Here is a 20,746-nt window from a genome sequence, read left to right on the forward strand (position 1 = left end):
GTGTGTATATCTATTTTACAAAAAATCAATTCAAATTCTGTTTTAGAATATTATTTTATCCTAAATTTGAAGTACTAAAAGCAAATCATTTTGAATACAAAAAATACACTTTTTTCAGATTTTGAAAGCGTGAATTCCAAGCAATGGAAACAACAAATTCAATACGAATTAAAGGGAGCTGACTATAATGAAACCCTAGTTTGGGAAAGCCTTGAAGGAATTAAGGTAAAGCCTTTTTACCACAACGATGAAGAGGTAAAATCTTTTCAAAATAGCACATCATCTAGACCGTTTTCTATTGTACAAAATATTTTTGTACATGAGGTAAAACCATCCAATCATAGAGCGCTAGACACCTTAAACAGAGGTGCCGAAATCATTCGTTTTACGATTGAAAACGAAACCATAGATTTAGACGAATTAATGCAGGGTTTGCCAACTGAGAATGTTACTTATTATTTTAATTTGCCTTTTTTATCAAAAGAGTACCTTGCAAAAATTGAAGATTATGCTGCTAAAAACAAAGTAACTTGTGCTATTCAAATTGATCCTATCGGTCATTTAGCAAAAGATGGAAATTGGTTTGATTCACTTGAAAACGATTTTGAAATACTTCAAAATAGTACAATTAATTCAAGCGTTGCTATTATTAACATTCAGGGAGGCTTTTATCAAAATGCTGGCGCTACCATGGTGCAACAATTGGCTTATACTTTGGCACATTGTAATGAGTATTTTAATCGAATTCCAAATATTAACCACCCCATCTCAATTGAAGTAGCAGTAGGAACCAATTATTTCTTTGAAATTGCAAAACTTCGCGCTTTGCGCTTGCTTTTTAATAGTTTGGCGAAAGAATACAACCACGAATTGGATTGCAACATCATAGCAACTCCGAGCAAACGAAATAAAACCATTTACGATTACAATGTAAATATGCTGCGCACCACTACCGAATGCATGAGTGCCATTTTGGGTGGAGCCAATGCAGTAGCTAATTTACCTTATGATGCATTGTACCATAAAGACAATGAATTTGGTGATCGAATTGCTCGTAATCAATTGTTGATATTAAAACACGAAAGCTTTTTTGACAAGGTTACCAATGCTGCAGATGGAGCTTATTATATTGAATCACTTACGAATCAATTGGCAGAAAAAGCACTAGTTTTATTCAAGGAAATTGAAGCAAAAGGAGGGTTTTTGGAACTATTAAAAGAAGGTGTAATCCAAAGAAAAATCAGCGAAAGCGCCCAAAAAGAACAAGATTTATTGGATAGCGGAAAAGAAGTTTTATTGGGAACTACCAAATATCCAAACAAAAACGATCGCATGAAAAACGATTTGGAATTGTATCCATTCTTGAAACAAAATCCAAGAAAAACAATCATCACACCAATTATTGAAAAGCGATTGGCTGAAAAAATTGAACAAGAACGTTTATCTCAAGAATCATAACATGAGAAAAAACATACAACATATTACGGTTAGTGAAAGTAAAAAATCTTCCATCACCCAACTTCCATCTTCCAGTAATTTTATTACCGCTGAAGGAATTGAAGTTAAACCAACTTATTCTAAAGAAGATATTTCAAATTTAGAACACCTTGGTTTTGGTGCTGGCTTTGCGCCAAATTTAAGAGGCCCTTATGCTACAATGTACGTCCGTCGCCCATGGACCATTCGTCAATATGCCGGATTTTCAACTGCAGAAGAAAGTAATGCCTTTTACAGAAGAAACCTTGCGGCAGGACAAAAAGGACTTTCAGTTGCTTTTGACTTAGCAACGCACAGAGGCTATGATTCGGATCACGAGCGTGTATTTGGAGACGTTGGAAAAGCGGGTGTTGCCATTGATTCGGTTGAGGATATGAAAATATTATTCGACCAAATTCCACTAGGCGAAATGTCGGTTTCCATGACCATGAACGGAGCGGTTTTGCCAATCATGGCTTTTTACATTGTAGCTGCTGAAGAACAAGGTGTGGCACCCGAATTACTTTCGGGAACGATACAAAATGATATTCTGAAGGAATTTATGGTTCGTAATACTTATATCTATCCCCCTACTCCTTCTATGAAAATCATTGCGGATATTTTTGAATATACCAGCAAAAACATGCCGAAATTCAATTCGATTTCTATTTCGGGATATCACATGCAAGAAGCGGGTGCAACTGCCGATATTGAGTTGGCTTACACCCTAGCCGATGGATTAGAATACATACGAACGGGTTTGGCCACCGGTATGAAAATTGATGAATTTGCTCCACGCCTTTCCTTTTTCTGGGCAATTGGAATGAATCATTTTATGGAAATTGCTAAAATGCGTGCCGGTAGAATGTTGTGGGCAAAATTGCTAAAACAATTCAATCCAAAAGATGAAAAATCATTGGCATTACGAACCCATTGTCAAACATCGGGTTGGAGTTTAACCGAGCAAGATCCTTTTAATAATGTGGCGCGAACCTGCATTGAAGCTGCCGCTGCAGCATTTGGGGGAACCCAATCCCTTCATACTAATGCATTAGACGAAGCGATTGCATTACCAACCGATTTTTCGGCACGAATAGCTAGAAATACCCAAATATTTTTACAAGAAGAAACCAAAATTTGTAAAACGGTAGATCCGTGGGCAGGTAGTTATTATGTTGAAAGTTTAACCAAAGAAATTGCAGATAAAGCTTGGGCATTAATTGAAGAGGTTGAAGAATTGGGGGGCATGACCAAAGCCATCGAATCGGGGATTCCTAAATTGCGTATTGAAGAAGCTGCAGCAAGAAAACAAGCACGAATTGACAGTAGCCAAGATATTATTGTGGGTATCAATAAATTCCGTTTAGAGAAAGAAGATCCTCTTCAAATTTTGGATGTGGATAATGATATGGTTCGTAAGCAACAAATTGAACGCTTGCGACAAATTAAAGCCACTCGAAATTCGGAGAAAGTTAAAGAATGTTTGGCCAAATTAACCGAGGCTGCAAAAAACTCCAATGATAATTTATTATCTTTAGCCGTAGAAGCTGCACGCAACAGAGCGACGCTTGGAGAAATAAGCGATGCTCTCGAGGCGGTTTTTGGAAGATATAAAGCACAAATTAGATCATTTAGCGGCGTGTATAGTAAAGAAATTAAAAACGATGAAAGCTTTGAAAAGGCAAAACAATTAGCCGATGCTTTTGCACTAAAAGAAGGGCGACGCCCTCGAATTATGATTGCCAACATGGGACAAGACGGCCACGATCGTGGTGCCAAGGTGGTTGCAACGGGTTATGCCGATGTAGGTTTTGATGTGGATATTGGTCCGTTATTTCAAACTCCTGCCGAAGCGGCCAAACAAGCCGTTGAAAACGACGTACACATTTTGGGCGTTTCCTCACTGGCTGCCGGACACAAAACGTTGGTTCCTCAAGTAATTGAAGAGTTAAAAAAATACGGCCGCGAAGACATTATGGTTATTGTTGGTGGAGTAATTCCGGCGCAAGATTATCAATTCCTTTTTGATGCGGGAGCGGTTGCCGTTTTTGGCCCAGGAACAAAAATTAGTGAGGCGGCCATTAGCATCTTAGAAGTTTTACTAAAGGATTAACCTCAATAAAATAACAACGCAATTAAAAAAAGCAGCAACACTAGTTGGTGCTTTTTTTATTATATTTGAAAAACAAATAAATTAATTATGGATTTTTCAGCAAAAATGCTTCGTGATGACGCCCTTAAAGGCAAAGTAATTGTAGTAACTGGTGGTGGAAGTGGACTGGGTAAAGCCATGACCAAATATTTTTTAGAGTTGGGTGCCAATGTGGCCATCACTTCACGAGATCTTGAAAAATTAAAAACTACTGCAAGCGAATTAGAAACTACAACGGGCGGCAAATGCTTGCCATTACAATGTGATGTGCGTCATTACGACCAAGTGGAAAACATGTTAGCGGAAGTATTAAAAGAATTCGGAAAAGTAGATGTGTTATTAAATAATGCGGCTGGAAATTTCATATCCCCTACTGAACGCCTTTCGGCAAATGCATTTGACACTATAATTGATATTGTTTTAAAAGGATCTAAAAATTGCACTTTAGCATTTGGAAAACATTGGATAGAAAAAAAACAAACCAATTGTAATGTATTGAATATTGTTACCACTTACGCCTGGACGGGCTCTGGATATGTAGTTCCGAGTGCAACTGCCAAGGCTGGAGTTTTGGCAATGACACGAAGTTTAGCAGTAGAATGGGCAAAATACGGCATTCGAATGAATGCTATTGCACCCGGACCGTTTCCTACCAAAGGAGCATGGGAGCGCTTGCTTCCGGGAGACTTGGCGGATAAATTTGACATGTCTAAAAAAGTCCCTTTGCGACGTGTTGGAGACCATCAAGAGTTAGCCAATCTCGCGGCTTATTTAGTTTCCGATTTTTCTGCTTACATAAATGGCGAAGTCATAACCATAGATGGAGGCGAATGGTTACAAGGTGCAGGACAATTTAATATTTTGGAGAAAATCCCTTCCGAAATGTGGGATATGCTCGAAGCGATGATAAAAAGCAAAGGCAATAAATAACATTTTATTGAAGTTTTCAAGTTCAAAACTTTACACTAATGTTAACAAATAACACTTTTATAAACCATAATAAATTGTATTTTTACGACTCAAAATTTGATTAAAATAAATGGGTAAAATCATTGCAATTGCCAACCAAAAAGGTGGTGTAGGAAAAACAACTACTTCGGTTAATTTAGCCGCATCTCTTGGTGTTTTAGAGAAAAAAGTATTACTAATTGATGCCGATCCGCAAGCCAATGCGAGTTCGGGTTTGGGTATTGAAGTTGAAAGTGTAGAAATTGGTACCTATCAAATTCTAGAGCACAGTAACACTCCTGAAGAAGCAATTGTAAAATCAACTTCTCCAAACGTAGATGTTATCCCAGCTCATATTGACCTTGTTGCCATTGAAATTGAATTGGTTGACAAGGAAAATAGAGAATACATGTTAAAACAAGCCTTAGAAAGCATTAAAGATCAATACGATTACATCTTAATTGACTGTGCTCCTTCTTTGGGATTACTTACACTTAATGCATTAACTGCTGCGGACAGTGTAATTATTCCTATTCAGTGTGAGTATTTTGCTTTGGAAGGATTAGGTAAATTATTAAACACCATTAAGAGTGTACAAAAAATTCACAACGCTGAATTAGATATTGAAGGGTTGCTACTAACCATGTTTGATACCCGATTACGTCTTTCAAATCAAGTTGTTGAAGAAGTTCAAAAGCACTTTAGCGATATGGTTTTCAAAACCATTATCCAAAGAACTGTTAAATTAAGTGAAGCTCCAAGTTATGGAGAAAGTATAATTGCATTTGATGCAACTAGCAGAGGAGCAAGTAATTACCTTAGTCTTGCAGAAGAGGTGATTCAAAAAAATAGCATATAATTTATGGCAAAAGCAATAAAAAAACAAGCATTAGGACGCGGATTATCAGCATTATTAAAAGATCCAGAGAACGATATTAAATCGGTTGAAGATAAAAATGCAGATAAAGTTGTTGGTAATATTTTAGAGGTAGATATTGATTCAATTGAAATCAATCCATTTCAGCCTAGAACCAACTTTAACGAAGAATCTATTAAAGAATTGGCCACTTCTATTAAAGAACTTGGTGTAATTCAGCCTATTACTGTTCGAAAATTAGCTTTCAATAAATACCAATTAATTTCGGGGGAGCGTCGTTTGCGAGCTTCTAAATTAGTTGGATTACAAACCGTTCCCGCATACATTCGCATTGCAAACGACAACGAATCTTTAGTAATGGCCTTGGTTGAAAATATTCAGCGTCATGATTTAGATCCAATTGAAATTGCACTTTCTTACCAACGATTGATTGATGAAATTCAACTGACTCAAGAACAAATGAGTGAGCGTGTGGGTAAAAAAAGATCTACTATTACCAATTATCTTCGTTTATTAAAACTTGATCCGATTATTCAAACTGGTATTCGTGATGGTTTCATCAGCATGGGACATGGAAGAGCAATGATTACTATTGAAGATCAAAATGTTCAAACTGATATTTACCAAAAAATTGTAAGCCAAAACTTATCCGTTCGTGATACAGAAGCGTTAGTAAAAAAATACCAAGACGGACAAAAGCCTGCAACTAAAACCAAATCAAGTGCTTCTTTTTCAATTTCTGAAACACAAAAGAAAGCCATCACTAGCTTTTTTGGTGCGAAAGTAGATGTTACTGTTTCAGGTAATGGGAAAGGTAAAATTGCAATTCCGTTTCATTCTGAAGAAGATTTTAATCGAATTATAAAACTAATCAACGGTTAGTGAATCGCTCTTTATACATACTACTTTTTATTTTCTTTTTAGGAAGCTTTTCGGGATTTTGTCAAACCGAATTGGCTCCTGAGTTACGTGTAAAAGACACCATTAAAAAAAATGAAATAAACATGCTTGCTCCTTCTAAAGCAGCATTTTATTCAGCTGTTTTACCGGGTCTTGGCCAAGTATACAATAAAAAATATTGGAAACTCCCGTTAGTTTATGGAGCATTAGGAACTACAATTTATTTTTACATCACAAACAACAATAAATACCATTCCTACAGAGATGCTTACAAACGAAGATTAGAAGGTTTCAATGACGATGAGTTTACTTATCTAGATAATTCACGATTAATTGCAGCCCAAAAATTTTACCAAAATAACAGAGATTTATCTGCATTACTAACTGGTTTATTCTACATATTAAATATTGTTGATGCTAATGTTGATGCACATCTAATGCAGTTTAATGTAAATGATAATCTTACGGTTAAACCCGATTTTTATAGAAATGACTTTACTACAAACCAAAATTTAGGAATTAGCTTAACTTGGAAATTATAAAGTTTTCTTAATTTGTAACAAATTAATTCAATCTCCAACTAATCTCATATGAAAATAGCACTTTTAGGATACGGAAAAATGGGAAAAGTAATTGAAAAAATTGCTTTAGATCGTGGCCATGAAATTGTGCTTAAAAAATCAAGCAGTGACAGTTACCTTGGACTTGAAAATGCCGATGTAGCAATTGATTTTAGTGTTCCTGCTTCTGCTGTTGCAAATATTAGCGAGTGTTTAAATAAGGGGATTCCTGTTGTATCTGGAACTACTGGTTGGCTTGATGAATATCCAAAAATGGTAGCGCTTTGTGAAAATAAAAATGGAAGTTTCATCTATGGTTCGAATTTTAGCTTGGGCGTGAATTTGTTTTTTGAATTGAATTCTTATTTGGCAAAAATGATGTCGAAATTCAAAACTTATTCGGTTTCAATGGAAGAAATTCACCACACACAAAAATTGGATGCTCCAAGCGGAACTGCAATAAGTTTAGCAAAAGGAATAATTGAAAACACCGATTATACTAGTTGGACCTTGGATGCAAATCCAAATGAAAAAGAACTCCCAATTGAAGCCTTACGAATTGAAAATGTACCGGGAACACACAGTATATTTTACACTTCGGAAGTGGATACAATAGAAATAAAACATACCGCACATAGCCGTGAAGGATTTGCTTTAGGATCTGTAATAGCTGCGGAATGGCTGGTTGGAAAAAAGGGAGTATTTACAATGAAAGACGTATTAGATCTCAATTAAAAAAACAATATTTAAGTTTAACAACTTTAAACTTCAAATCTTAAACTAAAAAACTATGAACATTTATCAATGGTTACTATTTTTCGGAGCAGTACAAGCAATTCACTATTTTGGAACTTGGAAATTATATGTAAAAGCAGGAAGAAAATCTTGGGAAGCTGCGATTCCGGTATATAATTCAATTGTATTGATGAAAATCATCAATCGACCTACTTGGTGGACATTTCTATTGTTTATTCCAATCATCAACTTAATAATGTTTCCGGTTATTTGGGTAGAAACCTTACGCAGTTTTGGAAGAAGATCTTCACTAGACACCTTTTTAGTAATTGCGACTTTCGGACTTTATATTTACTACATTAATTTTACACAAGAAGTAACCTATAATGCCAACAGAGAAACTACTGCTACTTCTAAAACTGGAGACACCGTAAGCTCTTTATTATTTGCAATTATTGTGGCGACTTTTGTGCATACCTATTTCATTCAACCTTTTACCATTCCTACGGCATCATTAGAAAAATCATTGCTTATTGGTGACTTTTTATTTGTAAGCAAAATGAACTATGGAGCAAGAACTCCAATGACTACTGTAGCAGCGCCTATGGTTCACGATACTTTACCTTTGATTCATACTAAATCCTATTGCAAATGGCCACAATTGCCTTACTTTAGATTTCCTGGTTTTGAAAAAATAAAAAATAATGATATTGTAGTTTTCAATTGGCCAGTAGATACCGTTGAAAAATTCTTCGACACCTCAGGAAGAAAAGCTGATAAACCGGTAGATAAAAAATCAAATTACGTTAAAAGGTGTGTGGGAATTCCGGGAGATTCATTAGCAATTAAAGATGGAATTATTTTTGTAAACGGAAAAGAATTGATTTTACCTGAAAGAGCAAAACCTCAGTATTCCTACAAAATGGCCATCGATCCTTCGGCTTCGATTGATTTTGAATCGTTGTTTAAAGAATTGGATATCACCGATCGATATGGAATTAACAACACAAAAGACACCATTTATTTTAGTGCCTTACCAGCAGCTAGTGTGGAACGTTTTAAAGGTGTTGCTGGAATTAAATCAGTTACCCGAATCATTCATAAAGAAGCAGACCGATCTACTTTCCCTCATACAAAAGATTGGAATGTAGATAATTTCGGACCAATATACATACCACAAGCCGGGAAAACAGTAGCTATTAACATGGAAACCTTACCATTTTATAGCCGAATTATTACCGAGTACGAAAAAAACAAATTGGAAATCAAAGGTTCCGATATTTACATTAATGGTGCAAAAACAAAAACATATACCTTCCAACAAAACTATTACTGGATGATGGGAGACAACCGTCATAACTCAGAAGACAGTCGTTTTTGGGGATATGTTCCAGAAGATCACATTGTAGGAAAACCAATTTTTATTTGGATGAGTTGGGATTCAAATGGAAAAGGAATCATGAATAAAATCCGTTGGAATAGATTATTTACTACAGTAAGTGGTGAAGGCCAACCGCAATCGTATTTTAAATATTTCTTATTCTTACTAGGAATTTATTTTGTTGGAGAGCACTTTTGGAAAAAACGCAAAGCGGATAAAAAAGTTTAGTTTCAAACTATAATTGAATGAAATCCATTATAATTCATCCAAGTTATTTTCCTTCCATAAGTCACTATATCGCTATGGTTAATGCCGGTGCAGTGACTTTGGAAATGGAAGATAACTTCCAAAAACAAACCAACCGAAATCGGATGTATATTTATAGTCCGAATGGAATACAGCTTTTAAATATTCCTATTAAACATTCAAAAGCGGCGCATCAAAGAATTCAGGATGTAAAATTGGAAACGGCCTTTGATTGGCAAAAACAACATTTTAAATCCTTGGAAGCGGCTTATAGAACTTCTCCATTTTTTGAATATTTCGAAGATGATTTAATGCCAATTTTCACTACCAAGCATACTTTTTTAATGGATTTAAATCTTCAAACCATGGAACTCGTTTCAAAATGTTTGGGAATGGATTTCAACTACACTTCAACCACCGAATATTTCCATGAAGTTCCCAATCACGAGGATTTAAGACATTTAATAAACGGAAAGAAAGACGCAACCCAATTGGAGCACTACACACAAGTTTTTGGAGAAAAACACGGATTCATCAATAACCTAAGTATTTTGGATTTGTTATTTAACGAAGGGCGTTATGCTAAGGATTATTTGAAAAGGCAAACACTCTAATTATTCCATCATCAACCTAGTAAGAATGGGGTAATGATCAGAATTTTTAAATAAAGGAAAGTTTTGAAAGCTTTTCACTTTCATTTTCTTATCTGCAAAAATGTAATCGATACGCGCTGGATAGTATTTAAAATTATAGGTTTCCCCAAATCCGTTTCCGGCTTCTTCAAAACAATCGTTCAAATTCCCCTTTATACTTCGATACACGTAAGAGAAGGCACTGTTATTCATATCTCCACAGATAATCATCGGGTAATTGCATTCTTTTTTATGATTTCTCAAAATTTCGGCTTGCAACTGCTGCTTTTTAAAAGCCTGACTGATTCGCTTCACCATCAATTGCGATTTGTGCTGACTGATTGAATCTACATTGTCCTGAATTTCATTGACATCTGGAGATATTTTTATCGACTGCAAGTGCATGTTGTAAACTCGAATGGTATCTTTTCCTTTTCGAATATCGGCATAAACAATTAAGTTGTCCGATTCAGGAAATTCAATATTTCCTTCGTCTACAATTGGAAATTTTGAAAATATCGCCTGACCGGTCTTAATATTTTTTCCTTGCATAAAAATAAATCGGTGTTTGTATACCCGAAGGTCCACTTTAGCCGTTTTAGAATATTCTTGAATACAAAGAATATCTGGGTTTTGATCGTTAATAAATTGGCGGATGGTATCTCCAATATGTTCTTGTGGAATCCAATTGAATAAATTAAACAAGCGTACATTGTAACTCATTACAATAAAATCTTTATCCTCTTCGGGCTGTGGATTGGAAGCAAATTTGTAAAATTTATTAATGAATGTAATTCCAATAATCAAAACGATACCTGAGAGAATCATTTGTCGTTTTAATTGGAATAACCAATAAATAAAGAACAATGCATTTATGATTAAAAACAAAGGCAGAATTAATGTCAGCACCGAAAGTAAAGGAAAAAACTTAGGAGCCAAAAAAGGTAAAACATAAGCAAGAAACGTCAATACAGTAAGTACTATATTGAACGAAAACATTACTTTATTAAACCACGATAGTTTTTTCATTTTTTTTTAAGATGCTAAGGTGCTTAAGCACTTAGTTTCTAGGTTTTTCTTTTTGACAACTTTAAACAGTATATCTTTCTATTTTCCCGCTTTAAATAGGAATTCTTTTTCCTCGGCTGTTAACGCATCGTAACCCGATTGACTAATTTTATCCAAAATTTCATCAATCTGTTGCTGGTGTTTATCTTTCATTACAATCTTACTAGCCGTTTTTGTTGCTGGCTTTTTCGGATTAACATGAACTTTTTTAAACGGCGTTCTTTTGCTCGGCTGAAACAAATTAACAAAAAAATCCAACACCCTGGTCACATTGGTACTTAAATCAATACCATTTACCAATAGCTTAATATATAAAAATCCGAAAAATGCACCCGCTAAATGCGCGATATGACCGCCTGTATTTTCGGTTAGTACTTGCATGGCATCTAGCAATAATATAACAGCAGTTAAATGCCAAAGTTTGATCGTTCCTATTAAAAACAATCGTATTTGCATTAACGGTTGATAGGTAGTTGCTGCAACCAAAATTGCCATTACCGCTGCAGAAGCACCAACCAAAGTAGCGTTTAGATGGAGAAAATAATAACCCAATACAAAAGCCATTCCTGCAAAAATTGCGCTTAATAAATACAATCCTAAAAATTGCTTCTGGGTAAAAAAAGTTAAAAACAACCGACTAGAAAAATTCAACACCGACATGTTAAAAAACAAATGCCAAAACCCGCTGTGAAGAAAGGCATAAGTTAATAAAGTATAAGGAAAATGTAATACCTCATCTGGATTGGAAGACAACAAAATCCAATTGGGATAGGTAAAAACACCTAAGTTAAATTGAAAGAAAAAAATCAACGAAATTAAAAATACGGCAACGTTCCAATAGATTAATCTATTGGCCACCCCACCTATTTTATATTGTAATTTTATATCGTCAATTATATTCATATTCTAAAATACAATTAATCCCAACGGTTGTGTTTGAACTGATTTTTCTTCCAATACCACATCATGATAAATCCGGTAATTGCGCCACCAATATGAGCGAAGTGAGCAACACCTGTACTTCCAGCACCAAATATTGATTGCCCATTAAACCCTAAAAACAAATCAACTGCCAATAATCCGGGAACAAAATATTTGGCTTTAATTGGAATTGGAATGAACATAATTCCTAATTCTGCCATTGGAAACATAAATGCAAATGCAACTAACAACCCATAAATTGCTCCAGAAGCACCTACAACCGGCACTTTAGATAACATTGCAGCCTGAACTATGGAATTAAATTGGTCTTGAGTACAATGTGCAGTTTCTAATATTGTTTTCATTTTGCTTGGCAGAAGATGACCTTCTGTATCAAAAACCGACTGAAAATCGGCGTTAAGCAAAAGATGTAAATCCGATTTTGATAAATTCAAACTAGCAACTTCCGAAAGTAAATTGTGAATTTGAATATAATTAACGGTTGTATGAAGCAAAACTGCTCCTAATCCGCAGGAAATATAAAAAAACAAAAACTTGGTTCCTCCCCAAAAATGTTCTAAAGCACTACCAAATGAAAACAAAGCAAACATATTAAAGAAAATATGTGCAATTCCTCCATGCATGAACATGTGGGTTAAGGGTTGCCAAATCTTGAACTTATCACTTTCAGGATAATACATTGAAAATAATTCATAAGTTCCTGGAACAAGCTGAGTACCAATAAAAAATATAATATTGATAATCAAAAGTTGCTTTACAACTGGCGTAATTCTCATCATAGGGTAAATCTTTTGTCTATATCTTCCACACGCAGGGTAATGAAAGTGGGTTTTTGAAAAGGAGATACATTTGGGTCTTTACAAGCAAATAAATTGTTAACCAAATTTTCTTGCTCTTTTTCGGTTAGGTACATTCCTGTTTTAACGGCAAGACTTTTGGCCATTGATTTCGCAATGGTATCATTTTGACTAAAACTACTATCTGGAATTCCATCTTGCAAATCGCTTACCAATTCCTCTAAAACAGCTAATACTTCACCTTCAGTCGTATTTGAAGGAATTCCTAATACCTGCAATTGTTCTGATTCCCAATCAAAAACAAAACCAGTAGCCTCAAGTGCAGGTTGCATTTCGGCAATAATTTTTAATTCATTTACTGAAAATGAAATCGCTAATGGAAACAACAATTGCTGACTAGCAGCTTGTTGCACCGTCATGTTAATTAGGAATTGTTCGTACAATACACGCTGGTGTGCTCGGTTTTGATTGATGATCACCATTCCCGATTTTATCGGACTTACAATGTATTTTTTCTGAATTTGATACGTATGCTTTGCGGTTTGCTCTTCTTCTTTCTCATCAAAAAAGGAAGCAGTTACTTCTTCATTTTCAATAGAAAAGTTTTCTATTTCAAAAGTTTCTTGTTTTAACCCTACATACAAACTCTCCCAATTTTGAGTCGTTTCAACCTTTTTATAAGAGGAACTTCCACCCGAAAATGAATTTGATTTTTTCTCATCCGAAAACGGATTAAAAGTTCGATCCACCTGAATGGTAGGGTATTCAGCTGTTCTATTTTGGTATTCGTATGGTGTATCTAAATTGGGGTCTCGGTCGAAATCAAGTGCCGGAGCCACATTAAACTGTCCTAAACTGTGCTTGATTGCCGAACGCAAAATCGCATAAAGCGCTTGTTCGTCATCAAACTTAATTTCAGTTTTTGTAGGATGAATATTGATATCAATGGTATGTGGCGGAACCGTTAAATAAATAAAATAACTTGGTTGCGAACCATTAGGCAGAAGGCCTTCATATGCATTTATAACTGCATGATGCAAATAATTACTTCTAATGTAACGGTCGTTCACAAAGAAAAACTGCTCGCCTCTATTCTTTTTAGCAAATTCTGGTTTTCCAACAAATCCTTGAATGGTTAAAATATCGGTTTGTTCCTGAATTGGAACCAATTTCTCATTGGTTTTACCCGAAAATATAGCAACAATTCGCTGTCTTAAATTGGAATTGGGTAAATTAAACATTTCACTTCCGTTATGGTACATCGTGAAATATATTGAGGGATGCGCCATGGCAACGCGTTGAAATTCATCAACTACATGTCGGAATTCGACTGTATCCGATTTTAAAAAGTTGCGTCTAGCCGGAATATTATAAAATAAGTTTTTTACTGCAAATGAAGTCCCTTTGGGTAAAACGGCAGGATCTTGAGAAACAAATTTGCTTCCTTCAATGACAATATGAGTTCCTAATTCTTCCTGATCTTGCTTGGTTTTCATTTCTACATGAGCAATCGCAGCTATAGAAGCTAGAGCTTCACCACGAAAGCCTTTGGTATGCAATGAAAATAAATCCTCAGCGTTTCTTATTTTGGAAGTTGCATGTCGTTCAAAACACAAGCGTGCATCGGTGACACTCATACCTACCCCATTATCAACCACTTGAATTAATGCTTTACCCGCATCTTTAATAATCAATTTTATGTCGGTTGCTTTAGCGTCCACCGCATTCTCCAATAATTCTTTCACCACCGAAGCGGGTCTTTGAACTACTTCCCCAGCAGCAATCTGGTTGGCAACATGATCGGGAAGTAATTGAATGATGCTTGACATTTTTATTCGATTCTAGGTTTTGGGTTTTGGGTACTTGGAAAACAAAGTTAGCAAATTTAAGTAAAATCTATTGGTAAATATAATTAAGAAGATACTAAAAAAGAAAAACCTATTCAACAGAATAGGTTTTGTAATTATATGTGTTTAAATCTTTATTCTTTTTCTGAAATTCGTCTCAATTCGGCCATTTTAATTGCCGCAATAGCAGCCTCAGTTCCTTTATTTCCGTGAACTCCTCCACTTCTATCAATAGACTGTTGTTCGTTATTATCGGTTAACAAACAAAAAATAACAGGAACATCCGTCTGAACATTTAAATCTTTAATTCCTTGTGTTACCCCTTCGCAAACAAATTCAAAGTGCATGGTTTCACCCTTAATGACACAACCTATGGTGATGATTACGTCTACATTTTGGGTAACAATCATGCGTTGTGCACCATAAACCAATTCGAAGCTTCCTGGCACATTCCAACGAATGATATTTTCTTGTACCGCTCCGCAATCTATAAGTGCAGCTAAAGCGCCTTTATATAAGCCTTCTGTGATGTGATCGTTCCATTCTGAAACAACAATCCCAAACCGAAAATCTTTCGCATTTGGGATTGTGTTTTTATCGTAATTGGATAAGTTCTTATTAGCTGTAGCCATAATTAAATTAGGAATCAGGAATTACGAATTATCATTTCTTTCGTAATTCATAATTCAAAATTGATTTACTGCGCCATTCCAATTAAAGCATCAATATTTTGTGCTTCTGGAGTTGACTCGTATTTTTCTTTAATTTCAGTAAAATATTTTAAAGCCGCAGCTTTGTTTCCTAATTCAATTGCGGTTTGACCTGCTTTGTATAAATATTTAGGAGTTGTAAATTCGTTAGTATTTAAACGAGCTGCTTTTTCGTAATATTCTAATGCTTTGTTTGCATCATTTTTTTGTGACCAAGCATCTCCAATTGCACCAAGAGCAATAGAACTTAAGAAATTATCTTTAGATGAGAATTTCTCTAAGTATTGAATTGCAACATCGTATTTTTTCAAATATAAATTAGCAATACCTGCATAGTAATTCGCAATGTTACCCGAATCTGTTCCTGAATATTGCTCAGCAATTCCAACAGCACCTTGTTTTCCTTCAGAACCTTTTAATACTAAGTTGTATAAAGAATCTTGTGATTTTGGATTAGTTGCATCTGCAGCCAATTGAAAGTTTTGTTGCGCTACGAATAAATCGGTAGTAGCCTCTTCTTCTTTAGGTTCTACTACAAATTTTTGGTATGACAAATATCCAACCGTAATTACAACAACTACAGCTAGAAAATTTAATATGTATTTTTGATTTTTAGCAACCCAATCTTCAATTTTAGATGCACCCTCATCAAGAGTATCAAAAGCCTTAGCTGTTGTACTATCGGTAGCGTCAACATTTGGTGTATCTTCAATAAAATTATTATCTAATTTTTCTTCTTTTTCTTTTGGAGTTTTGTAACCTCTTTTATTATAAGTTGCCATTTAATTTAAATTTAGTGTGTGCAAAAATAAAATATTTATTGATAATTAAAAGCGATTTTTATCGATATTTTTCAATAATTTGCAGGCTCCTAAAAAAAGAATATAATTATTGCTACTTTTTGTAGTATTTGCAAGCTATAACACATGTTTTTAAAAAAGATTTCCTTATTTAATTATAAAAACTTTTCGGAAGCTTCCTTCGAATTTGACTCCAAAATAAACTGTTTTGTGGGAAAAAATGGAGTTGGAAAGACCAATGTATTGGATGCGGTGTATCATTTAGCAAATGGAAAAAGCTATTTTAATCCGCTTGCGGTGCAAAACATTAGACATGAAGAAGATTTTTTTGTGATTGATGGCGAATTTGAAAAAGCCAATCGACAAGAACAGATAGTTTGCAGTTTCAAAAAAGGACAAAAGAAAATTTTGAAACGAAATGGCAAAGCCTACGAAAAATTTTCTGATCATATTGGATTCATTCCGGTAGTTATTATTTCGCCCGCCGACAACGACTTGATCATTGAAGGTAGTGAAACGCGCAGAAGATTTATGGATACCGTTATTTCGCAATTGGATTCTTCTTATTTGCAAACGCTAATTCAGTACCATAAAATTGTAAGTCAGCGCAATGCCTTGTTAAAGTATTTTGCTCTTAATCATGTTTTTGAAAACGACACCTTATCTATTTATAACGAACAATTAAACGATTTAGGTGCAGTAATTTTCGAAAAAAGAAAAGAGTTTATTGCTGCATTTTTACCCATATTCAACAAACACCACCAAGCCATAACCGGATTGGAAGAGCAAGTGCAATTAGTCTACGAAAGTCATTTACTAGAAAAAGACACTTTATCGTTATTAGAACAAAACTTAGCCAAAGACCGAGCATTGCAATATACTTCTGTGGGGATTCATAAAGATGATTTGGTTTTTCAAATTGATTTCTATCCTATTAAAAAATTCGGTTCTCAAGGGCAGCAAAAATCCTTTTTGATTGCTTTAAAATTAGCTCAGTTTGAATTTGTAAAAAAACAATCGGGTGAAAAACCCATTTTGCTTTTGGATGATATTTTTGACAAACTAGACGAATCAAGAGTAAGCAAAATAGTTGAAATGGTGAATCAGGAAGAATTTGGACAGCTTTTTATATCGGACACCCATCCGGAGCGAACCGAAAACATTGTAAAAACAACCCACCAGAGTTATAAACTATTCAACTTATAAATTATCAAATTGCTTTCAACAAACTAAATTATGATAACAAAAGAGGCTTTACAGTTTTTAAATGATTTGATTGAAAATAACAATACCGAATGGATGCATGCCAACAAAAAGCGGTATGAAAACTACAAAAAAGACTACCATAATTTCATTGGGTCAATTTTGACTGAAATGAAAAAGTTGGATAAGTCACTAGAGCCGTTGGAAGTAAAAAATTGCACATTTAGAATCAATCGTGACATTCGATTTTCAAAAGATAAATCACCCTATAAAACCAACATGGGCGTATGGATGTCGCAAGATAGAACCCAAAAAAACGCACCGGGTTATTACATTCATTACGAACCAGGAAACTGTTTTGTAGCGGGCGGCGTATGGTGTCCGGAAGCAAATGAATTGAAAAAAATCCGAAAGGAAATTGAGTTTTTTTATGATGACTTAGAGGAAATTGTTTCCAATAAAAATTTCAAAAAGGAGTTTGGCCAACTCGATCGAAGTGAAAATAATGTTTTGAAAAAAGCTCCCAAAGACTTTGAAGCCAACCATCCTGCAATTGAATTCTTAAAACTTAAAAGTTTTACTACAACGTTAAAAATTAATGAATCTGTATTTACTGAAGCTGATTTCAGCAAAGAAATTGCAGCAAAATTAATTCTATTAAAACCATTGAATGACTTTTTAAAAAGAGGACTTGAAACCGAAGAATAAATTCAATTCAAACTCGAAGATAGAACTTATAAATTAATTACTTTTGTAAAACACATTTCGAAAATATTTATGCAAATTCAACATAACTTTTCCTTAAAAAAATACAACACTTTTGGCATTGAAGCCAAAGCCAAACAATTTGTTGCCGTTCATTCTACAGAAGAATTAAAGCAGGTTTTAGAAACTCATAAAGGTGAGGCTAAATTCATTTTGGGTGGCGGTAGTAACATGTTGCTTACTCAAGATATTAATGCCTTGGTTATCCATGTAGATATAAAAGGAATAAAAATCATTAAAGAGGATGACGACCATGTTTGGGTTGAAAGTAATGCTGGAGAAGTTTGGCATGAATTTGTGTTGTGGACGATTGATCAAAATTTTGGCGGATTGGAAAACATGTCTTTGATACCGGGGAATGTGGGCACCACGCCAGTTCAAAATATTGGAGCCTACGGCACCGAAATTAAAGATACTTTTGTTTCTTGTAACGCCATGAATATTGCCACTCAAGAAATGAGAACTTTTGAAAAAGCTGAATGTAAATTTGGTTACCGTGAGAGCATTTTCAAACAAGAAGTTAAAGATCAATATGTGATAACTTCGGTGGTATTTCAACTTACCAAACGCAATCATAAAATAAACACCGCTTATGGCGATATCACTAAAGAGTTAGAAAAAAACAACATTGTAACTCCTACTTTAAAAGAGGTTTCTAATGCAGTGATTGCTATTCGTCAAAGTAAACTACCCGACCCTAAAGAATTGGGAAACAGCGGAAGCTTTTTTAAGAATCCTATTATACCAAAAGCATTATACGAAAAAGCTCATGCAAAATTTCCAGATATGCCGCATTATGTAGTTTCTGAAACCGAAGTAAAAGTTCCTGCTGGATGGCTCATTGAACAAGCCGGGTTTAAAGGAAAACGCTTTGGAGATGCCGGAATTCATAAAAATCAGGCCTTAGTTTTAGTAAACTATGGAAACGCTACCGGGCAAGAAATTTTGGCAGTTTCTAGAGACATTCAAGCTACCGTTTTGGAAAAATATGGTATTGCAATTGAAGCAGAAGTGAATGTAATTTAATTCTGAAATTTCGCTTTTCATATTTCGTTTATCAAAATTGAATTTTGTATTTTTGCAATCGATAAAAAAAAGATCCTAAAGCCAATATGTTACTAATTCTACTTTGTTTATTTATTGCTGTTGTAGTTGTTCAATTTCTATATTACATCGTGTTTTTTGGCAAATTTTCATTTGCGAAACCACAAACCTCAACTCCCAAAAGAGTTCCTATTTCGGTGATTGTATGTGCTAAAAACGAAGAAGAAAATGTAAAAAACTTTGTTCCAATACTAGCACAACAAAACTATCCCGATTATGAAATTGTGCTTATTGATGATGCTTCCAGCGATGAAACCTTAGAGCTATTTGAAGCATTTGAAAAACAATATTCTAACGTTAAGTTGGTTAAAGTTGAAAACAATGAAGCTTTTTGGGGAAACAAAAAATTCGCACTTACACTAGGAATTAAAGCGGCTAAAAACGAATACCTGTTGTTCACCGATGCCGATTGCTATCCAACTTCAGCAGAATGGATCAAACAAATGAGCTCTCAATTCACCATAGAAAAAACGATTGTTTTAGGCTATGGCGCTTATGAAAAAGTAAAGAATTCTTTCTTAAATAAAATCATCCGATTTGAAACACTTTTAACCGCCACCCAATACTTTTCTTGGGCTAAACTAGGCAAACCCTACATGGGAGTTGGAAGAAATATGGCCTATAAAAGAGAAGAGTTTTTCAAAGTGCGTGGCTTTATGGACCACATGAAAATACGATCTGGAGACGATGATTTATTCATCAATCAAGCGGCCAATTCTAAAAACACCACGATTTGTTATTCAGCAGAAAGTTTTACTTACTCGAAACCAAAATCAACTTTTAAAGAATGGTTTACACAAAAGAGAAGACATGTGGCAACAGCCGAACATTATAAAGGCTTTGACCGTTCGCAACTGGCATTGTTTTATGCTTCACAATTGCTATTTATTATGCTACCTATTGTACTTCTTGCCTTTCAATACCAATGGATTGTGGTGTTGAGCTTAATTGGTTTCCGTTATATTTTTTCATGGATATCAATAGGATTTGCAGCCGGAAAACTTAAAGAAAAAGATGTCGTGTATTGGTATCCAATTATTGAACTTATTTTGATTGTAACACAACTGAATATTTTTTTTACCAATATGTTTTCAAAACCCGTGCAGTGGAAATAATTTCCTACATAGAAAAAGCCAAAAATGGCGATCAAGTAGCGTTTACCTATTTGTTGGATCATTATTGGAATGAGGTCTATGGATTCATGCTTAAACGCACCGAAAACGAGACCGATTCAGAGGATATTACCATAGAGACCTTCTCTAAAGCTTTCGATAAATTAGCGACATACAATCCCGAATATCAGTTTAACACTTGGCTTATTGCCATTGCAAAAAACGTACATATTGATTTACTGCGTAAAAAAAAGTCGAGTCTTTTTGTAGAAATCACCGAAGAAGAAGACCAACAAGCGCATAATGTTGCCGATAATTCACCCTCTGCAGAAGATGAAATCATCACCGAGCAAAACCTTGCCCAACTGCTACAATTCATTAAAGAATTAAAACCCCACTACCAAGAAGTGATTCAGCTGCGATATTTTCAAGAAATGAGTTATCAAGAAATCGCCTCCAAAATTGACGAACCGCTCAGCAATGTGAAAATC

At 34.8% G+C, this 20,746-nt stretch carries 20 protein-coding genes; 14 read left to right on the forward strand and 6 right to left on the reverse strand.

Features of this window, described 5'->3' with window-relative positions; all coding sequences use genetic code 11:
* Positions 1–90: 90 nt before the first annotated feature.
* From ACKOWY_RS04230 to ACKOWY_RS04270, 9 genes are all read left to right on the forward strand, one after another.
* A complete protein-coding gene (locus ACKOWY_RS04230) occupies positions 91–1,458 on the forward strand; it encodes a methylmalonyl-CoA mutase subunit beta (protein WP_408940195.1) in 1,368 nt (455 codons plus the stop codon).
* 1 nt (position 1,459) lies between these two features.
* On the forward strand, positions 1,460–3,589 hold the full coding sequence (gene scpA, locus ACKOWY_RS04235) for a methylmalonyl-CoA mutase (protein ID WP_408940196.1): 2,130 nt from the start codon (positions 1,460–1,462) through the stop codon (positions 3,587–3,589).
* A gap of 87 nt (positions 3,590–3,676) precedes the next feature.
* Positions 3,677–4,558, forward strand: a complete 882-nt coding sequence (locus tag ACKOWY_RS04240) for an SDR family oxidoreductase (RefSeq protein ID WP_408940197.1) — start codon at positions 3,677–3,679, stop codon at positions 4,556–4,558.
* A gap of 109 nt (positions 4,559–4,667) precedes the next feature.
* Positions 4,668–5,435: a ParA family protein gene (locus ACKOWY_RS04245; RefSeq protein ID WP_408940198.1), complete on the forward strand. Its 768-nt coding sequence runs from the start codon at positions 4,668–4,670 to the stop codon at positions 5,433–5,435.
* Between the two features lie 3 nt (positions 5,436–5,438).
* Positions 5,439–6,335, forward strand: a complete 897-nt coding sequence (locus ACKOWY_RS04250) for a ParB/RepB/Spo0J family partition protein (RefSeq protein WP_408940199.1) — start codon at positions 5,439–5,441, stop codon at positions 6,333–6,335.
* Complete coding sequence (locus ACKOWY_RS04255) at positions 6,335–6,895, forward strand: DUF5683 domain-containing protein (RefSeq protein WP_408940200.1); 561 nt, start codon at positions 6,335–6,337, stop codon at positions 6,893–6,895. Before ACKOWY_RS04250 ends, ACKOWY_RS04255 begins: the two co-directional genes overlap by 1 nt.
* A 48-nt stretch (positions 6,896–6,943) precedes the next feature.
* Positions 6,944–7,648, forward strand: coding sequence for a 4-hydroxy-tetrahydrodipicolinate reductase (dapB, locus tag ACKOWY_RS04260; RefSeq protein ID WP_408940201.1), 705 nt, complete (start codon positions 6,944–6,946; stop codon positions 7,646–7,648).
* 55 nt (positions 7,649–7,703) lie between these two features.
* Positions 7,704–9,257: a signal peptidase I gene (gene lepB, locus ACKOWY_RS04265; RefSeq protein WP_408940202.1), complete on the forward strand. Its 1,554-nt coding sequence runs from the start codon at positions 7,704–7,706 to the stop codon at positions 9,255–9,257.
* A gap of 17 nt (positions 9,258–9,274) precedes the next feature.
* On the forward strand, positions 9,275–9,889 hold the full coding sequence (locus ACKOWY_RS04270; RefSeq protein ID WP_408940203.1) for a WbqC family protein: 615 nt from the start codon (positions 9,275–9,277) through the stop codon (positions 9,887–9,889).
* Here the strand turns inward: ACKOWY_RS04270 and ACKOWY_RS04275 are convergent, their stop codons facing one another.
* The 6 genes from ACKOWY_RS04275 to ACKOWY_RS04300 form a co-directional block, all read right to left on the reverse strand.
* Positions 9,890–10,936, reverse strand: coding sequence for an endonuclease/exonuclease/phosphatase family protein (locus ACKOWY_RS04275; protein ID WP_408940204.1), 1,047 nt, complete (start codon positions 10,934–10,936; stop codon positions 9,890–9,892).
* A gap of 78 nt (positions 10,937–11,014) precedes the next feature.
* Positions 11,015–11,878 (reverse strand): rhomboid family intramembrane serine protease, encoded by an 864-nt coding sequence (locus ACKOWY_RS04280; RefSeq protein ID WP_408940205.1) that lies wholly within the window; start codon positions 11,876–11,878, stop codon positions 11,015–11,017.
* A 14-nt stretch (positions 11,879–11,892) separates the two neighbouring features.
* The gene (locus tag ACKOWY_RS04285; RefSeq protein WP_408940206.1) at positions 11,893–12,696 is read right to left on the reverse strand and encodes a rhomboid family intramembrane serine protease; all 804 of its coding nucleotides are present in this window, start codon (positions 12,694–12,696) and stop codon (positions 11,893–11,895) included.
* Entirely contained in the window at positions 12,693–14,543 is a 1,851-nt protein-coding gene (gene mutL / locus ACKOWY_RS04290; protein WP_408940207.1) for a DNA mismatch repair endonuclease MutL, read from the reverse strand. The genes ACKOWY_RS04285 and mutL overlap by 4 nt, the downstream gene beginning before the upstream one ends.
* Before the next feature lie 152 nt (positions 14,544–14,695).
* Positions 14,696–15,193 carry a 6,7-dimethyl-8-ribityllumazine synthase gene (ribH, locus tag ACKOWY_RS04295; RefSeq protein WP_408940208.1) on the reverse strand — a complete coding sequence of 166 codons (498 nt, stop codon included), beginning with the start codon at positions 15,191–15,193 and terminating at the stop codon, positions 14,696–14,698.
* Between the two features lie 65 nt (positions 15,194–15,258).
* Complete coding sequence (locus ACKOWY_RS04300; RefSeq protein ID WP_408940209.1) at positions 15,259–16,053, reverse strand: tetratricopeptide repeat protein; 795 nt, start codon at positions 16,051–16,053, stop codon at positions 15,259–15,261.
* Between the two features lie 144 nt (positions 16,054–16,197).
* Between ACKOWY_RS04300 and recF the strand changes: the two genes are divergently transcribed.
* From recF to ACKOWY_RS04325, 5 genes are all read left to right on the forward strand, one after another.
* Positions 16,198–17,277: a DNA replication/repair protein RecF gene (gene recF, locus ACKOWY_RS04305; protein ID WP_408940210.1), complete on the forward strand. Its 1,080-nt coding sequence runs from the start codon at positions 16,198–16,200 to the stop codon at positions 17,275–17,277.
* A gap of 30 nt (positions 17,278–17,307) precedes the next feature.
* Entirely contained in the window at positions 17,308–17,982 is a 675-nt protein-coding gene (locus ACKOWY_RS04310) for a DUF2461 domain-containing protein (protein WP_408940211.1), read from the forward strand.
* A gap of 69 nt (positions 17,983–18,051) precedes the next feature.
* Positions 18,052–19,065: a UDP-N-acetylmuramate dehydrogenase gene (gene murB, locus ACKOWY_RS04315; protein ID WP_408940212.1), complete on the forward strand. Its 1,014-nt coding sequence runs from the start codon at positions 18,052–18,054 to the stop codon at positions 19,063–19,065.
* 86 nt (positions 19,066–19,151) lie between these two features.
* A complete protein-coding gene (locus ACKOWY_RS04320; protein WP_408940213.1) occupies positions 19,152–20,258 on the forward strand; it encodes a glycosyltransferase in 1,107 nt (368 codons plus the stop codon).
* The coding region (locus ACKOWY_RS04325) for an RNA polymerase sigma factor (protein WP_408940214.1) at positions 20,249–20,746 on the forward strand (498 nt) is incomplete at its 3' end. The genes ACKOWY_RS04320 and ACKOWY_RS04325, both read left to right, overlap by 10 nt.

Origin of the sequence: Flavobacterium sp. (assembly GCF_046073885.1) — a bacterium.
Taxonomy (GTDB): domain Bacteria; phylum Bacteroidota; class Bacteroidia; order Flavobacteriales; family Flavobacteriaceae; genus Flavobacterium.